The sequence below is a fragment of the Taklimakanibacter lacteus genome, from assembly GCA_003576695.1.
Taxonomy (GTDB): Bacteria; Pseudomonadota; Alphaproteobacteria; order Rhizobiales; family Aestuariivirgaceae; genus Taklimakanibacter; species Taklimakanibacter lacteus.
Map to the genome: position 1 here is coordinate 21892 of QOZQ01000002.1, position 15714 is coordinate 37605.

The window sequence follows — 15714 nt, forward strand, 5'->3', positions numbered from 1 at the left end:
AATTGCTTACAGCGCGTTCGTATAGGCCGTCTTGATCGCGGTGTAGAATTCCGCCGCATGCCTTCCCTGCTCGCGCGGGCCATAGCTCGAGCCTTTTCGTCCGCCGAAGGGCACGTGATAGTCGACGCCCGCCGTCGGCAGATTGACCATCACCATGCCGGCCGCCGAGTTCCTGCGGAAATGGGTGGCATGTTTGAGCGACGAGGTGGCGATGCCGGAGGAAAGCCCGAAGGCCGTGTCATTGGCGACCGAGAGCGCCTCCTCATAGCTGTCGACCTTGATCACCGAGGCAACCGGCCCGAAGATCTCCTCGCGGTTGATGCGCATCTTGTTGTCGGTATTCACGAACAGGGCCGGGCTCAGATAATGGCCCTTGGTGTCGCGGTTGAGCAGCTCGCCGCCCCAGGCGAGCTCGGCGCCTTCATGGCGCCCGACATCGATATAGGTGAGATCCTGGGCGAGCTGGTTCTCATCGACGACGGGGCCGACCTGCGTGCCGTCCTTCAGCGCGTGATCGACCTTGAGCGCCTTCAGCGCCTCGACCGTCTTGGTGACGAAGGCGTCGTGGATCTTGCTCTGCACGATGAGGCGCGAGGAGGCGGTGCAGCGCTGGCCGGTCTGGTAGAAGGCGCCATCGACAGCGGCCGCGACCGCGACGTCGAGATTTGCGTCGTCGAGGACGATGAAGGGATTCTTGCCGCCCATTTCAAGCTGGAACTTGGCGCCGCGCATGGCGCAGGCCTGCGCCACCCGGGCGCCGGTCGCGACCGAGCCGGTGAAGGAGATCGCATTGACATCCTTGGAATCGAGCATCGCCTGGCCGACCACCGAGCCCTTGCCCATCACCAGGTTGACGACGCCCTTGGGCAGGCCCGCGCGCGAGAGGATCTCCACCAGCGCCCAGGCCGAGCCCGGCACCAGATCGGCCGGCTTGAACACGACCGTGTTGCCGAAGGCAAGCGCCGGCGCCATTTTCCAGGCCGGGATGGCGATCGGGAAATTCCATGGGCAGATCAGGCCGACCACGCCCAGGGGCTCGCGCGTGACGGTGACATCGACGCCGGGCCGCACCGAGGCGATGGCCACGCCTTCGAGCCGCAAGGCTTCCTGCGCGAAGAACTTGAAGATCTGGGCGGCCCGCATCGTCTCGGCGACGCCATTGCCGAGCGGTTTGCCTTCCTCGCGCGCGAGCAGCTTGCCGATCTCGTCCTTGCGCGCCAGAAGCTCGACGCCCACCGCTTCGAGAATATCGGCGCGCTGCTGCGGCGTCGTCTGCGACCATTGCGGAGCGGCGGCCTTGGCGGCGGCGATGGCGGCCTCTGCGTCACCCTGGCTCGCTTGCGCATAGGAGCCGATGATGTCGGACAGGTCGGACGGATTGATATTGTCCTTGGCGTTCCCGCCCTCGACCCATTCGCCATTGATGAAATTCTTGTGCAGTGTCATTAGGGTAACCTCTCCCGATTTGCGGCGGCGGAAGCTATAGCATCGGACCGGAAGCTGTGCAGCGGTTTTCGGATGATCCGATGCGAATGGGGAACACACGCCCGGACGCGAAAGGACGCGAAATGAAGATTGGATTTGTGGGTCTTGGCCTCATGGGTTCCGGCATGGCCGGACACCTTTTGGCCGCCGGCCATGAATTGTGGCTCATGGCGCATCGCAACCGTGTCTTCATCGATCCCTTGCTGGCCAGGGGTGCGCATGAAGCGAAGGATCTGGCGGGTCTCGCGCAACAGAGCGACGTGATCATCCTCTGCCTCACCACCGCCAGGGTGGTGGAGGAGACGGTGGCCGGCCTGAAGCCCCATTTGCGGCGCGGCCAGATCGTCATCGACACCGGCACGACGAATCCCGAGACGACGCGCCGTCTGGCGCGCGAGCTCGCCCATCTTGGGATAGGCTATGCCGATGCGCCGATGGCGGGCGGGCCCGAGCAGGTGGCGAAGAAGGATGTGGGGGTGCTGGTCGGCGCCGATGCGGGGACCTTGGCTGCGATCACGCCGGTCATTTCCTGCTATGCGAGCCGGCTGCGGCATTTCGGTCCGCCGGGGTCGGGCCATGTGGCGAAGCTCATCTCGAACTATCTGGTGATCGGCATGATCGGGCTCGTGGCGGAATCCTTCAAGGCCGCGCATTTGGCGCAGGTCGACTGGAAGGACCTCTATGAGGTGATGCAGAACGGCTCGGGCAATTCGGGCGTGCTGCGCAAGATGATGGATGCAGCGCTTGCCGGTGATTTCGACGGCTATAAATTCTCGCTCGCCAATGCCGCCAAGGACATCGGCTATTATGCGAGCCTTGCCGAAGAGCTCGGACAGTTGACGCCGCTCACCCAGGCAGTAGAGCAGATATTCGCCAATGCGGTCGCCACGGGTCATGGCGGCCGCAATGTCAGCCATTTGCTTGACCCGGCCATAGACGACGTCACATAAAGCATCACCCCGAAAAGTTGCGAGACATGCTGAACCTCAATCCCAATATCACCGTCATCGAAGAGGAGGGCGCCTTCGCCGTCCTCGATCGCGCGCTGGCGCTGAAGGCCAAGGGTGCGCCTGTCATCAATCTCGGCATCGGCCAGCCGGACTTCTCGCCGCCGCGCCACATATTGGAAGCAGCGGAGAAAGCGGTGCGCGACGGGCCGCATGGCTATACGACGCCGATCGGCATCCTGCCTTTGCGCGAAGCGGTCGCGGCGCATATCGAGGGCCGCTTCAAGGTGCCGGTCACGCCGGATGAAGTCGTTATCGTGCCGGGCGGCAAGGTCACTTTCTACTTCGCCTGTCTTCTCTTTGGCGGGCCGGGGACCGAGATCCTCTATCCCGATCCCGGTTTTCCGCCCTATCGCGAGGCGATCCGCTCGGGCGGTGCGAAGGGCGTGCCTTATCCGATCCGCGAGGACAAGGATTTCGGCTTCGATGCCGAGGAGGTGCTTTCGCTCATCACGCCCCGGACGCGCCTCATCATGGTCAACTCGCCAGCCAATCCGACCGGTGGCGTCGTCGATGCCAGGGAGATCGAGAAGCTGGCGCACGGCCTCGCGAAACACCCCAATGTCGCGATCCTTTCTGACGAGATCTACAGTCACCTCGTCTTCTCCGGCGCCAAATTCACGAGCTTCCTCGCCTTTCCCGAATTGCGCGACCGCACCATCATCCTCGATGGCTGGTCGAAGACCTTCGCCATGACCGGCTGGCGGCTGGGTTTCGGCATCTGGCCGAAAGCGCTTGTCGATCATGTGAGGAAGCTCATCACCGTCGATCATTCCTGCGTCAATGTCGCGGCCCAGATGGCGGGGCTTGCCGCCATGACCGGGCCGATGGACGAGATCGAGGGCTTCCGCAGGAGCTTCGAGAAGCGCCGGCAGATCGTGGTCGACGGATTGAATGCGCTGCCGGGCGTCAGCTGCCGCATGCCGGGCGGCGCCTTCTATGCCTTTCCCAATGTGAAGGGTACGGGCCGGGCGTCACGCGATCTGGCGCGCGATCTCCTCAACGAGGCGCATGTGGCGCTGATCCCGGGCGAGAGCTTCGGCGACAATGGCGCCGGCTATTTGCGCCTCTCTTATGCCGCGAGCGAGGCCGAGCTCAGGGAAGCGCTCGCGCGGATGAAGGGATTTCTCTCAGCTCGTCATGGCCGCCCTTGAGACGGCCATCCAGTCCAACCGTTGGCGGGGCAAGCCCGGCCACGGGAAAAGAGCCATGCCGGGCGCGGACCTTTAAGGGGCTGAGGATGAGAAGGTGGCGCCGGCATGGCGGGCAGTCGGGTGATGCCAGGAAAAGGGAACGCGACTGACGCTTCCTGGTGAGCTTAACGTGGCCTTAATTTATGACACGCGAGTGACGGCCTGACGTCAGTCACGCGAATCATGAGAGCCTGAGCGCCACCGCGCCCAGTACGATCAGTATGGCGCCGATCAGCCGCAGCCCCGTCACCTTCTCCTTGAGGACCAGCGCCGACATCAGCATGACGAACAGGATGCTGGTCTCGCGCAAGGCCGCCACCGCGGCGATGGGCGCCAGGCTCATCGCCCAGATGACGATCCAGTAGGCGCCGGCCGAGAGCACGGCACCGGCGGCCCCGCTTTTCCAGGAGGGGAGGATTTGGACGAAGGCCCTGGGCCCGCGGGTCATGAGCGCCACGGCGACCATGAACAGCCCGTCGAGCAGGAAGAGCAGCCCGGCATAGGCCGAGGCCGATCCCGACAGGCGTCCGCCGAAGCCGTCGACGATCGTATAGGCGGCGATGAAGCCCGATGTGCCGAGCGCGAAGAACAGCGTCATGCCGTCGAGCCGGATCGTCTTGCCGCCGGGCCGGACGGTGAGCCAGATGCCGGCGACGAGGGTGAGGATGCCGAGCGCCCCCACCGGCGTGACGGATTCCCCGGCAAGCCCCCAGGCGCCGATGAAAGTGAGGAGCGGCGCCGTGCCGCGCGCGATCGGATAGACCTGGCTCAGATCGCCGGTGCGATAGCTGCGCGCCAGGAAGATATTGTAGCCGGTATGCAGGAGCCCCGAGGCGAGCACGTAAGGATAGCTTTCAGGCCTGGGCCAGGGAAAGACCATGAGCATCGCAAGGCCCATGACGCCCATCAGGCAGGAGATCAGGAGCAGGGCAAGGAAACGGTCGAGATCGAGCTTGACCAGGAGGTTCCAGCTCGCATGCAGGATGGCCGCGACCAGCACGGCCAGGAAGATGGGAAGATCCACTTTCGCCCGAAATCAAGAAAGTTGCGCGGGCGCTTATAGCCCAGGCCGGGCCGGCCTGCCAGCCGCGATCAGCTGCAGCCGGAGGTGCAGTCGATCGTCTTGCTGAGGCGCGGCCGCATGGCGATCTGGTAGTGCAGGTTGAGCTCGTCGATGCCGATGATTTGCAGCGCGATGGGCGGTACCGAGGTGCAGACTTCCACGACGACGATGTCGTTGGCATCGGTCATTTCGGTGTCCCGCAGGCCCTGGAGGGCGGCTTCGTCACGGGCCGCGCCGCAGTTCGGCGGCGGCGCGTCCGGTTGCGAGCCGACCTGCTGCGTGTACTGCCATTGCTGCTTGGCCGTCGTCCCGTTGACGCGGAAGTCACGCACGGTGAGCGTGATGCTTTCGATCGGATAGGGTTCGGTGATTTTGCCGGTGGCGGTCCAGAACGCGCTGATCTGGGTGCCGGTGATCGAGTTGGCGTTCTGGGTGGTGAGATCGGCGAGCGTGCTGCCCGCGATCACCAGGCGGCGATGCACCATGAACCAGTTGGCGACATCGACGGTGCCGAAATAGAGCAGCAGCAGCAGGGGTGCGATGATTGCCATCTCGATGGCGGCCACGCCCCCGGGATCGCGCAGGAAGCCCACGAGCTTCGCCGGGAAGTTTCGTAAGGAACGGGTCTTGCTCATGGGTTCAACCGCCGAAGGGTTCGTTGCGGAACAGGGCGCCGGCGGTCAGGCGGCGCATTTGCTCGCCCTCGCCATTGCTGTAATTGCTGAGCCGGCTCAGGGCCGGAATGAACAATTTCCAGTCATAGCGGGCCTGGACCAGGACCCAGTCCGACGGGTCGCTCTTCTGCCAGCTCTGCGGGGTGCTGTCGTTGACCGTATCCATATCGACGCCGGCGGGCGGCTGGGTCGCCGACTTGCTGACATCCAGGCGGATCTTGCTGCAGTCGATATAGGAGAAGACATTCTTGCACACCGCCGAGCGGAAGGAATCCAGGCTCATATTCTGCGCCTGGCCGGTGCGGATCAGCCGCGAGGCGGCGGTCACGCCGTTCTGCAGCGAAATATCGGTGAACAGCACGACCGCGGTCTCGAAGATGACAAGGAGGAGCGCGAAGAACGGGCCGGCCACCAGGGCGAACTCAACCGCCGTCGCACCCTCTTCCCGCCGGCCGAAATGCCGGATGAGCCTCGCCAGTCCCCGCGTCTTGCCCCGCTTCATGGAAATCCGTCTCGCCTCTCAGCTGTACCGGTCTCGTCTATCAACTCGCCATTAGAGCGGGTTGAACAAATTCAATAAAATTTTAGACAGCTTGAGCGAGGCGCTTCACTGCGCCTTGGCGTTGCCGCTGGCGATGTCGCTCTTGGTCTGCATCTGCCGGGTCAGCGGGTCGAACACCCTGGTCGAATCATCGCCCACTTGCAGGGTCTGCTCGCACATCGGCGCGCAGGCCAGCGTCATGCGCCCGCCCGCCTTGAACACCTGGACGGCGTTCTTGTCGGTGATCTGCACGGTGACGTCGAGAGCGGCGAGCTGGTTGCCTTCGCGGTCGAGGATGATGAGATTGGTGACGCCGTAATTGCGGCCCATCAGCACGACCCGGTCGTCCTGCACGGTGACATCGGCAATGCTCGGATTGCCGACCACCACGGTGCCGGGCTGGCCGGAGACGGCGATGATCTTCGCCTGGTCGGCCTGGATGACGATGTCGCTGGCACCCAAGGCAGGCGCGGTGAGCGCCAGCAGGGCCGTGGCGACTGCGAGACCGGTTAAGGAATGATTAAGCATCGGGACAGGACCTTCATAGCCGTAGGGCCGGATGCGCGCTCCGGCAGGTCTGATTTGACCCGACAATGGTGAATCTTCCCTTACAGCGGCCTCGTTCTGCGCATTTCAGTTCCCCTCCCCCTTGCGGGGAGGGGTTAGGGGTGGGGGTCGGGCGGTGTCACAGAGACGGCGTCACTCATCGTTTGAAGGATCACGGAAATACCACCGGACCCCCACCCCGACGCTTCGCATCGACCCTCCCCGCAAGGGGGAGGGTTACTTCCCGATCGCCTTGAACTTCCGCGTCTGCTCGATGAGCGCGCGTTCCACCGGCAGGCGCTCCATCGAGGACGCGCCATAGAAACCATGGCAGCCGGGGCAGCTCCTGAGGATGAAACGGGCATCTTCCGGCTCGGCGATCGGCCCGCCATGGCAGAGGATGATGATGTCGTCGCGGATCTTGCGCGCCGCCTTGATCATCTCGTTGATGAGCCGGGCGCTGTCCTCAAGCGTGAAAGCCGTCGAAGCCCCGATGGCGCCGCCCGTGGTCAGGCCCATATGGCAGACCAGGATGTCCGCACCGGCCCTGGTCATCGCTTCCGCTTCCGCCACCGTGAAGGCATAGGGCGTGGTCAGCAGGTTCTTTTGATGCGCCAGCCGGATGAGGTCGACTTCGAGCCCATAGCCCATGCCGGTTTCTTCGAGATTGGCGCGCATCCTTCCATCGAACAGGCCGACGGTCGGGAAATTCTGGATGCCGGCGAAGCCGAGCGCGCTCAACCGGTCGAGGAAATCATCGAAGATGCAGAAGGGATCGGTGCCGTTGACGCCGGCCAGCACCGGGGTCTGCTTCACCACCGGCAGCACCTCCTTCGCCATGTCGAGCACGATGTCATTGGCATTGCCATAGGCCATCATGCCGGCAAGCGAGCCCCGGCCCGCCATGCGGTAGCGTCCGGAATTATAGATGATGATGAGGTCGATGCCGCCCGCCTCCTCGCCCTTGGCCGAAAGGCCGGTGCCGGCGCCACCGCCGATGATCGGCTCTCCACGCTTGATCATGGCGTTGAAACGGGCGACCAGCTCTTCACGCTTGAAACGGCTCATGGGTTCTCCGTGATCTCGCGGAACGCCGTGACCAGCGCTTCGGCGAATTGGGCATCATTGATGTGGAAGGGCAGCTTGCGCAGCTGATGAGATTGCGAGGTCTGGAAATCATTCTCGATCGCCGCGAAGAGCGCCGCATCGGCCGCGGGGTCGAAGAACGGCTTGCCTTCCTGGTCGAGCGCCGAGACGCCTTTCATCGGCAGCAGGAAGCGCACTTGCCCTTTCATGCGGTTGAGCTTCTGCGCGATGAACCGGCCGATCCGCGCATTCTCCTCAGGCGTCGTGCGCATCAGCGTGACATTGGCATTGTGGACATGGAGCTGGCGCTGGCGCAATGGCGCCGGCACCGTATCCATCCCCCAGAAATTCGCCATGTCGAGAGCGCCCGCCGAGCCGACATAGGGAACGGCATGCTCGGCAAAGACATCGAGGCGATGGGGACCGGCGCTCAGCACGCCGCCTGCGATCTCATCCGCGATCTCGGTCGTGGTGATGTCGAGCACGCCCGAGAAGAAGCCCGATCCCGCCAGCGCCTCGAAGGATTGCCCGCCGCTGCCGGTCGCGTGGAAGACGAGGCAGTCATACTGCTCATCGAGCAGCTTCGTCGCCATCTGCACGCATTGCGTGGTGACGCCGAACATGGTGAGGCCGATCGCCGGCTTCTCTTGCCCGCCTGCCGGCGGCTCGGCCCGCATCATGCCGGCGAGCGCGCCCGCCGCATTGGCGAGCACCCGCCTGGAGATGCGGTTGAGGCCCGATATGTCGGTGACTGGGTAGATCATCGCGATATCGGAGGAGCCGACATGCGGCCGGACATCGCCGCTCGCGATGGTGGAGACCATGACCTTCGGCACGCCGACGGGGAGGGCGCGCATTGCCGGCGTCGCCAGTGCCGTGGCGCCCGATCCGCCGGCCGAGATGACGCCGCCGAGATCGTCGCGCGATTTGAGGAAGATGGCGAAGGCTTCCGCCATGCGGGCGACGGCGCTGCCGCGCTCGCCGGTGAACACCGCACTCGCCGCGAGCGGATGGAAGGTCGCCACCGTCTGGGCACTGATATCGGCGCCGGCCATGGATTCTCCCGAGGTCGAGAGATCGACCAGCGTGACGGCAAGACCTTCGGCCTTCAGGCAGTCGCCGATATAGGCAAGCTCGCGCGCCTTGGTGTCGAACGTGCCGGCGACATAGGCGCGTTTCACGGACCTTCGCTCATTGGATTGGTTCCTCCCTCTCCCGACTGTGCATGAGCCGGAGCCGGCGGGCAATAGCGTAAACCCAGGAACATGAATCGCTGCGACAGGGACCCCGATGTTTGCTATCTGAACCATCGGAACATGAAAGGGCTCGCATCATGATCACCGGCAGCATTGGCAGGCATTTCGTTCTCGGCGCTTTCGCAGGCGTTGCCCTGCTGGGCGGCGGCGCCGTGGCGGCGCCGCAGAAGGAAACCTTCAGGGACTGGACCGCGACCCTCGATGAGATGAATACCGGCGAGGATATGCGCAAGACCTGCATGGCGGCAGTGGCCGGCCAGGGCTGGACGCTCAGCCTCGCGATCTCGAATGGCGATGTGCTGCCGCCCGACGCCTATCCCCAGATCGTCATTGCTTCGGACGGGCTGGCGCAAGGCGAAGGCATTCCGCTGGCCTTCGGCTTCGGCGACAAGCGCATCGATGTGCAAGGATCGGGCGACGGCAAGGAGGTGCTGGCCGGCAATGTGAAGGAGACGAGCCTCGCTTTGTTGCGCGCCATGGCGGCGGGAGACAAGCTCGACCTCGTGATCGCAGGCAAACCGTCGCCCTCGCTGTTCGCTCGCAGGCTTCACCGCCGCCTATCGCAAGCTCGGCGGCTGGTGCGGCTTCAAGACCGACGATGTCGCGAAATAGGAGATGGCCATGCATCGTTTCATCGCGCTCATCGTCATTGCCCTGGTCGGCACGGCGTCGGCGGCGCAGGCGGCGAGCTTTGATTGCGCCAAGGCGGGAACGCCCGACGAGATCGCCATTTGCGCCAATCCCGAGATTTCCGCCCTCGACAGCGAGATGGGCGGCCTGTGGTTCGCCTTCCGCAAGGTGCCGATGCTGATGGGCTCGAACGGCGCCCGCATGGACGCTGCGCAGGCCTTCCTGCAGCAGCGTGCCCGATGCGGCGGCAACCTGGCCTGCCTGCGCCCACTCTATCACGCGCGCATCGAAACATTGCAGCAGGGAATCACCCAGGCGATGGACAATTATTTCCAGCTGCAGAATGCCGATCCGCCGAAGTGTCAGTGACACAGGTTCCCCTCCCCGCAAGGGCTATCATGTGCACACATCGCGGTTGAGCCTTTCACCCTCGCCCCGCTTCAGCGGGGAGAGGGTAGGGGCCCGCCGCGCAGCGGCGGGAAGGGTGAGGGGCCTGCGTGCAACTTTCATACAGGCCCCTCACCCTCCCATTGCTGCGCAATGGGTCCCTCCCTCTCCCCGCTGAAGCGGGGCGAGGGCAAGGCCGCAATCCTTCTACGATGTGTGAATCCGATAGCCGCAAGGGAGAGGGTAACCGGCTACTTCCGTCGCATCTCCACATAGGCGATCGCCGAGTTGAGCGCCTGTTCGCGAGTCATCTGCGAGGTCTCGAGCACATAGGCGTCCCTCGCCGGGACGAGCGGCGCATGGGCGCGGGTCCGGTCGCGCTCGTCGCGGGCATGGATATCGTCGAGCACCGTCTCGAGGGAAGGCGCTTCGCCCCGCTCGGCCAGCTCGGCATGCCGCCGCTCGGCCCGGACTTCCGGGCTCGCGGTCACGAAGATCTTCACTTCCGCATCGGGGCACACGACGGTGCCGATATCGCGCCCGTCGAGCACCGCGCCGGGGGCGCGCTGTGCGAACTGGCGCTGGAAGCCGAGCAGCGCCTCCCTGACTTTCAGATTGGCGGCGACGATCGAGGCCGCCGCGCCCACATCTTCGCTGCGCAGGTCCTGCTCATGCGTAAGATCGGGCTTGAGCCCTTGCGCCGCCTCGAGCGCGGCTGCTTCATCATGGGGATCCCTGCCCGCCTGCAGCACCGCGAGGCCGACCATGCGGTAGAGCGCCCCCGTATCGAGGAAATGGAAATTGTACCGCCGCGCCAGCGCCCGGGCGAGCGTGCCCTTGCCGGCCGCCGCGGGCCCGTCGACGGCGATGATCATGGAGAGGGCTCGATGCGGCAGCCCATGCCGTTCATCAGCGCGGTGAATGTCGGAAAGCTCGTCGCGATCATGGCGCCGTCATCGATGCTGACCGGCTTGCGGGCCGCCAGCCCCATGACCAGGAAGGCCATGGCGATGCGGTGGTCGAGATGAGTCCTGACCTCGCCGCCGCCTGCGACCTCGCCGCCTTCGACCTCGAGCCAGTCGGGTCCGGAGCGCGTCGTGACGCCATTCGCCAGAAGCCCCGCTTCGACGGCGGCAAGCCGGTCGCTTTCCTTCACCCGCAATTCCTCGAGGCCCGCCATATGGGTGGTGCCTTCGGCGTATGCGGCGGCGACTGCAAGTGCGGGATATTCATCGATCATCGAGGGCGCGCGCAGTGCCGGCACCTTGATGCCCTTGAGCCTCGACGAACGCACGCGCAGATCGCCCACTTCCTCGCCGCCGGCGAGGCGGCGGTTCAGGATCGCGATATCGCCGCCCATCTCGATGAGCGTGGCGATGAGCCCGGTGCGCGTCTCGTTCAGCATCACATTGCCGAGGGTGATGTCGGAGCCTTCGGTGATGAGGGCGGCGACGATCGGAAAGGCGGCCGAGCTCGGATCGGCCGGCACGTCGATGGTCTGGGCTTTGAGCTCGCGCTGGCCGGTGATCATGATGTGGCGGCCGTCGGGGCGCGCCTCGGTCACGATCTCGGCGCCGAAGGCTTTCAGCATGCGCTCGGTATGGTCGCGCGTGGCCACGGGCTCGATCACCGTGGTGCGGCCGGGCGTGTTGAGGCCGGCGAGCAGCACCGCAGACTTGACCTGCGCCGAGGCGACGGGAAGCGTGTAGGTGATGGGCACGGCATGCTTCGCGCCATGCAAGGTGAGCGGCAGCCGGTTGCCTTCCGCCGTCTCGAAGCGCGCCCCGATCTCGGCCAGCGGCACGGTGACGCGGCCCATCGGCCGCTTCGACAGCGAGGCATCGCCGATGCAGCGCGCCACCAATGGCGTCGAGGCCATGAGGCCGAGCGCCAGCCTGACTCCGGTGCCGGAATTGCCGAAATCGAGATCGCCCTCGGGGCTTTGCAGGCCGGCGACGCCGACCCCCTGGATGCGCCATATCCCGTCTGGCGTCCGCTCGACCCGGGCGCCCAGCGCCCGCATGGCCTTGGCGGTATTGACCACATCCTCCCCTTCGAGGAGGCCCGACGCCCTTGTCTCGCCCACCGCCACGGCCCCGAACATGAGCGAGCGGTGCGAGATCGATTTGTCGCCCGGCACCCGGATCTGGCCCGTGAGGCCATGCGCGGGTTTTGAGGTCAGGGGAGAGGCGGTGGAACCGTGCACGGCAGCGTCCGGGACAAGGGGTTGCGGGATGGCGCCCGCTCCTAACATGGGGGTTTTTCCCTGTCACCTTTGCTTTTGACAAGCGCTGGCGACCGTGGCATGGAGCCGCTCAATCATTGAAATCCAGCGCATGATCCGGAAAAGTGGATGCCGGTTTTCCGATAAGATCATGCGCCATTAGAGAGGATCAACCGTGGTCAAGGCTGAACTCGGAAGCAAGCGTATATGCCCGTCCTGCGGGTCGAAATTCTATGATCTGCTGAAGTCGCCGATCATCTGTCCCAAATGCGGCACGAGCTTCATTGCCGCCCCCCTGCTGCCCTCCAAGGGTGAGCTGCCGCAGGCCGCGGTGGCCAAGCCCCGCGAGGTGCCGAAGCCCCAGTCGGAGGAGGCCGAGGAAGTGTCCGATGTCGAGCTCGTCAGCCTCGAAGAGGTCGAGGAGGGTGGCGACGCCGAGGACGAGACCGCGGCCATTGCCGATGTCGATCTCGGCGAAGAGGAAGAGGCCGCCGAAAGCGAGGAGGACAACACCTTCCTGGTCGAGGACGAGGAAGAGAATTCCGACGCCGCGGGCTATCTCGATGGCGGCATAGGCGCCGCCAAGGAAGGCGAGGAGGAGCCGTAAGCTCAGGCCCTCCGGCGGGAAATCAGGCCCGCCAAGTTTTGCTTGCTAAATGGCGGGGGCGGCACTAGTTTCCGCCCCGCTTCGCCGGGCCTCAGGGCCGGCACGGCATCCCAGGTCGATAGGGCTGAAAAGCGCCCCTTCGCAAACCCGGTGTGGGGTCATAGCTCAGTTGGGAGAGCGCTTGAATGGCATTCAAGAGGTCGGCGGTTCGATTCCGCCTGGCTCCACCATTTCCTTCTTATCCGTCCGGGACAAAAGCGTGCCGGGATATCCTGGCCGCAATCGTGATATGCTGATCCCGGAGCAATCCCGCCGAAGTTGAAGACTTGGCGATGGATCTGCTCCACCTAGTGACCTGGCGCCGGGATGCGCGCTGGAGAAGCGGAGGCACGATGCTGGCAAGAGATTGGATGGGCAGGACGGCGGTTATTGGCTTTGGCCTTTTGACGGTTGCCGGGACGGCGCTCGCCGAGGAATACGAGGCCTCGAGCGGGCAGGTCCTGGCGCTGGAGATCAGATCGACCACGCCCGAGGTCGACGCGCTCATTGATGCCACCTGTGTCGCCGCCAACACGATCGACATCCGCATTGGCGGCGAGCTCCCCTTCGGCAAGGGTGAGCGCGAGCCGACGCGCCTGACGCTCTCCGATGGCACGATCTCGACGAAGATCGCGGGAATTTCCGTCGTGAGCCCCGATGTCGAGATGACCGGCGGCTCGATGCTGCTGACCTCTGTCGAGCCGGACAGCAAGGTGATGCAGATCCTCGTCTCCGGCAAGCCGATCACCTTCAAGCCGCCGGATGGCTCCTCGCACAAGATCACGCTCGGCAAGAGCGCGACGGACGCGGTGAAGGCCTTCGTGAAGAACTGCGCGGATGGCGATAATAACTAGGCGATGATGACGGTGAGGCCCTGCACCCGCGCCAGCTCCTCGGCGAAGACCTGCGTCGAGCCCGCATCGATGAACAGGCGGTCGCCGGCGGTGAAGAGCGCGGCCGCCCGCCTGGCGATCCGGCACTTCTCTTCGACCAGCGCCTGCCGTTCTGCCAGGCCTGAAGGACACGGGAGGGCCGTTGACTGGCCCCTCAGGCCTGGGATCGAAGCCCGGCATGTGGGCGCCGGAGCCTCAAGTCACGAACGGTAAGGCACGCAACGCTTCTGCGGCGGACAGGCCTTCTTGGGTTGGTGGCCGGCAGGCCCACCGCAATGCAATGAGCCTGCCTGAGCAGACAGAATGCCCAAACAGGCGGTATGTCAACATAAAATTGACTGTTCGGTCATAAATTTTGGCAACAATGGCCATTCGGAAGTCCCATGGCCGGCCATCCAGCCCATCAGCCGCCCGACGGTCGCCATCTCATCAATCGCCTGAGGGCCAGGGCCTGCCGTGGAAAGTCGACCAGTCTGTTTCTTCGACAGGGAGCCCTGGAAACGCGGCACGCAAGGATTCAGCCCAGACACAGCTTTTGCGGACACAGCGATCCGGCAGGCGAAGCCTCTCACCCTCGATCCTGTCGAGATAGACTTCGCAACGGTGATAGGGATCTATGACGATCACCAGTTTTGCGAGGGCGCTGATGTTGACGACCGTCCTCGCCGCGGGAGAGGGACCTTCCCACCAGACGATTTGTTTATTCCGCAGATCGACGAAGCTTCCCCACTCGGTTTTCACGATCTTGGCGACGAAGAGCCAGACGAGCAGGCCGCCGGCCGACAGCGCCATCGCCGCTGCAACAAAAACGAACTTAGGCACTTCGGGATAGCTGACCAGAAGCACCAGGCCCACGGCAAGCGGCAGCAACAAGACCCAGGCCAGCGCCAGATAGTCATTGCCGTAATGCGCCGAATATTCCTCGATTCGATCGCCTTCCGGCAAGGCGGGCCCAGCGGGGGCGGTCTGCTGCGTATCCACGGGTTGCCGACCTCGAACAGATGAAACTGTGTCGAGATTACTCCTTGCCGAAATCCGGGCAATTGGGCCACCGCTCCCTGCGGAAAGCCCTACTCCTCCTCCGCCACGATGATCTCGACGCCTGCGATCTTGAGGATGCTTTCCAGCCCCGCATCGACGGGCTTCTCCGTCACCAGCCGGTCGATCTTCTCCGGCCCGCAGATCTGCAGCAGCGCATTGCGGTTGAGCTTGCTCGAATCCGCCAGCACCGTGACGGTGCGGGCGCTCTCCGCCATCGCGCGCGCCACGAAGGCCTCGTCCACGCTGTAGTCCATGATCTTGGCCGTCGAGCTGATGCTGCCCACCGCCAGCACCGCATGGTCGGCATGGATCTTCTGGATCTGCTCCACCACCTGCGCCCCCAGCGTCTCGAAGGCGTCGCCGAAATAGCTGCCGCCCATCAGGTGGATCGGCCCGCGCTGCGGCGCCTTCCACATCTCGGCCGCCACCAGCGCGGCATTGGTGATGATGGTGAAGGGTCCGTGCTGCGCCAGCTGCTCGGCGAAGAACAGGGTGGTCGTGCCGCAATTGATCAGCAGGCTGTCGCCCGGCTCGAACAGCTTCGCCGCTTTTTTGCCGATGCGGATCTTCTCCAGCCGCTGCCGGCCGCGCCGCTCGTCCAGCGGGCTCTCATGCGCCGACTGCGTCGCCGGCGCCGCCGTCGCCCCGCCATGGAATTTGCGCAGCAACCCTTGCTCCGACAGCAGCGCCAGGTCGCGCCGTACCGTCTCGCGCGACGTCGCAAGGTCTTCCGCCAGCTCCTCCACCGTCACCCGTTCGGAAGTCTGCACCAGCTCGAGGATCTTGCGCCGGCGGTCGGCGGGTCTCATGTGTGGATCTCCCATGGCTTGTGTTCGAACCGCAAGTTAAACCCAATATGCCTATATGGCATATTCTCTCCATGGTAGGATTACTTAGTTTCCAACGTTTTTCATCAAGCCAAATATCGGCCGTCGATAGGTCCTTGGCCCTGTTAGCTCCTCAGAACTGAGATAGTTTCCGTTATCCCCATGACTGAAGAAAGTAAGGCTGTAACAGAAGACTATCGAGTGCAGCGTCAACG

Annotated in this window: 17 protein-coding genes and 1 tRNA gene; 7 read left to right on the forward strand and 11 right to left on the reverse strand. The window is 64.4% G+C overall.

The annotated features are described in order from the left end of the window. Positions 1-6 precede the first annotated feature (6 nt). Positions 7-1446 carry an aldehyde dehydrogenase family protein gene (locus DT068_RS03140; protein ID WP_119388336.1) on the reverse strand — a complete coding sequence of 480 codons (1440 nt, stop codon included), beginning with the start codon at positions 1444-1446 and terminating at the stop codon, positions 7-9. Between the two features lie 122 nt (positions 1447-1568). Here DT068_RS03140 and DT068_RS03145 point away from each other — a divergent pair, with 122 nt between their 5' ends. Both DT068_RS03145 and DT068_RS03150 read left to right on the forward strand, forming a co-directional pair. After that, positions 1569-2435, forward strand: a complete 867-nt coding sequence (locus tag DT068_RS03145) for an NAD(P)-dependent oxidoreductase (RefSeq protein ID WP_162913983.1) — start codon at positions 1569-1571, stop codon at positions 2433-2435. 26 nt (positions 2436-2461) lie between these two features. Beyond that, positions 2462-3646 carry a pyridoxal phosphate-dependent aminotransferase gene (locus tag DT068_RS03150; RefSeq protein WP_119388338.1) on the forward strand — a complete coding sequence of 395 codons (1185 nt, stop codon included), beginning with the start codon at positions 2462-2464 and terminating at the stop codon, positions 3644-3646. A gap of 220 nt (positions 3647-3866) precedes the next feature. On the opposite strand, the gene DT068_RS03155 is transcribed toward DT068_RS03150, so the two are convergent. The 6 genes from DT068_RS03155 to DT068_RS03180 all read right to left on the reverse strand — a co-directional run bounded on the left by DT068_RS03155 (position 3867) and on the right by DT068_RS03180 (position 8776). Further along, positions 3867-4709 carry an EamA family transporter gene (locus DT068_RS03155; protein WP_119388339.1) on the reverse strand — a complete coding sequence of 281 codons (843 nt, stop codon included), beginning with the start codon at positions 4707-4709 and terminating at the stop codon, positions 3867-3869. Between the two features lie 68 nt (positions 4710-4777). Continuing rightward, positions 4778-5383 (reverse strand): TadE/TadG family type IV pilus assembly protein, encoded by a 606-nt coding sequence (locus tag DT068_RS03160; protein ID WP_119388340.1) that lies wholly within the window; start codon positions 5381-5383, stop codon positions 4778-4780. A gap of 4 nt (positions 5384-5387) precedes the next feature. After that, entirely contained in the window at positions 5388-5924 is a 537-nt protein-coding gene (locus DT068_RS03165) for a TadE/TadG family type IV pilus assembly protein (protein WP_119388341.1), read from the reverse strand. Between the two features lie 105 nt (positions 5925-6029). Next, the gene (locus tag DT068_RS03170) at positions 6030-6491 is read right to left on the reverse strand and encodes a pilus assembly protein N-terminal domain-containing protein (RefSeq protein WP_119388342.1); all 462 of its coding nucleotides are present in this window, start codon (positions 6489-6491) and stop codon (positions 6030-6032) included. 255 nt (positions 6492-6746) lie between these two features. Continuing rightward, positions 6747-7577: a phosphoenolpyruvate hydrolase family protein gene (locus tag DT068_RS03175; RefSeq protein WP_119388343.1), complete on the reverse strand. Its 831-nt coding sequence runs from the start codon at positions 7575-7577 to the stop codon at positions 6747-6749. Beyond that, positions 7574-8776: a Tm-1-like ATP-binding domain-containing protein gene (locus DT068_RS03180; protein ID WP_368904396.1), complete on the reverse strand. Its 1203-nt coding sequence runs from the start codon at positions 8774-8776 to the stop codon at positions 7574-7576. The genes DT068_RS03175 and DT068_RS03180 overlap by 4 nt, the downstream gene beginning before the upstream one ends. A 152-nt stretch (positions 8777-8928) precedes the next feature. Here DT068_RS03180 and DT068_RS03185 point away from each other — a divergent pair, with 152 nt between their 5' ends. Together DT068_RS03185 and DT068_RS03190 are read left to right on the forward strand one after the other, a co-directional pair. Next, positions 8929-9546 (forward strand): hypothetical protein, encoded by a 618-nt coding sequence (locus DT068_RS03185; protein WP_119388345.1) that lies wholly within the window; start codon positions 8929-8931, stop codon positions 9544-9546. Next, positions 9473-9850, forward strand: coding sequence for a lysozyme inhibitor LprI family protein (locus DT068_RS03190; protein ID WP_119388346.1), 378 nt, complete (start codon positions 9473-9475; stop codon positions 9848-9850). Before DT068_RS03185 ends, DT068_RS03190 begins: the two co-directional genes overlap by 74 nt. 269 nt (positions 9851-10119) lie before the next feature. Here DT068_RS03190 and cmk read toward each other — a convergent pair whose 3' ends face one another. Then, positions 10120-10743 (reverse strand): (d)CMP kinase, encoded by a 624-nt coding sequence (gene cmk / locus DT068_RS03195; RefSeq protein WP_119388347.1) that lies wholly within the window; start codon positions 10741-10743, stop codon positions 10120-10122. Then, positions 10740-12122, reverse strand: a complete 1383-nt coding sequence (gene aroA, locus DT068_RS03200; protein ID WP_119388348.1) for a 3-phosphoshikimate 1-carboxyvinyltransferase — start codon at positions 12120-12122, stop codon at positions 10740-10742. The genes cmk and aroA overlap by 4 nt, the downstream gene beginning before the upstream one ends. A gap of 145 nt (positions 12123-12267) precedes the next feature. Between aroA and DT068_RS03205 the strand changes: the two genes are divergently transcribed. From DT068_RS03205 to DT068_RS03215, 3 genes are all read left to right on the forward strand, one after another. Continuing rightward, positions 12268-12699 (forward strand): TIGR02300 family protein, encoded by a 432-nt coding sequence (locus DT068_RS03205; protein WP_119388349.1) that lies wholly within the window; start codon positions 12268-12270, stop codon positions 12697-12699. 154 nt (positions 12700-12853) lie between these two features. Further along, positions 12854-12929: transfer RNA gene (locus DT068_RS03210), tRNA-Ala, on the forward strand. 162 nt (positions 12930-13091) lie between these two features. Next, entirely contained in the window at positions 13092-13592 is a 501-nt protein-coding gene (locus DT068_RS03215) for a hypothetical protein (protein ID WP_162913984.1), read from the forward strand. Positions 13593-14060: 468 nt separating this feature from the next. Here DT068_RS03215 and DT068_RS03220 read toward each other — a convergent pair whose 3' ends face one another. Both DT068_RS03220 and DT068_RS03225 read right to left on the reverse strand, forming a co-directional pair. Continuing rightward, the gene (locus DT068_RS03220) at positions 14061-14576 is read right to left on the reverse strand and encodes a hypothetical protein (protein ID WP_119388351.1); all 516 of its coding nucleotides are present in this window, start codon (positions 14574-14576) and stop codon (positions 14061-14063) included. Positions 14577-14701: 125 nt separating this feature from the next. Beyond that, positions 14702-15481: a DeoR/GlpR family DNA-binding transcription regulator gene (locus DT068_RS03225; protein ID WP_162913985.1), complete on the reverse strand. Its 780-nt coding sequence runs from the start codon at positions 15479-15481 to the stop codon at positions 14702-14704. Positions 15482-15714 lie beyond the last annotated feature (233 nt).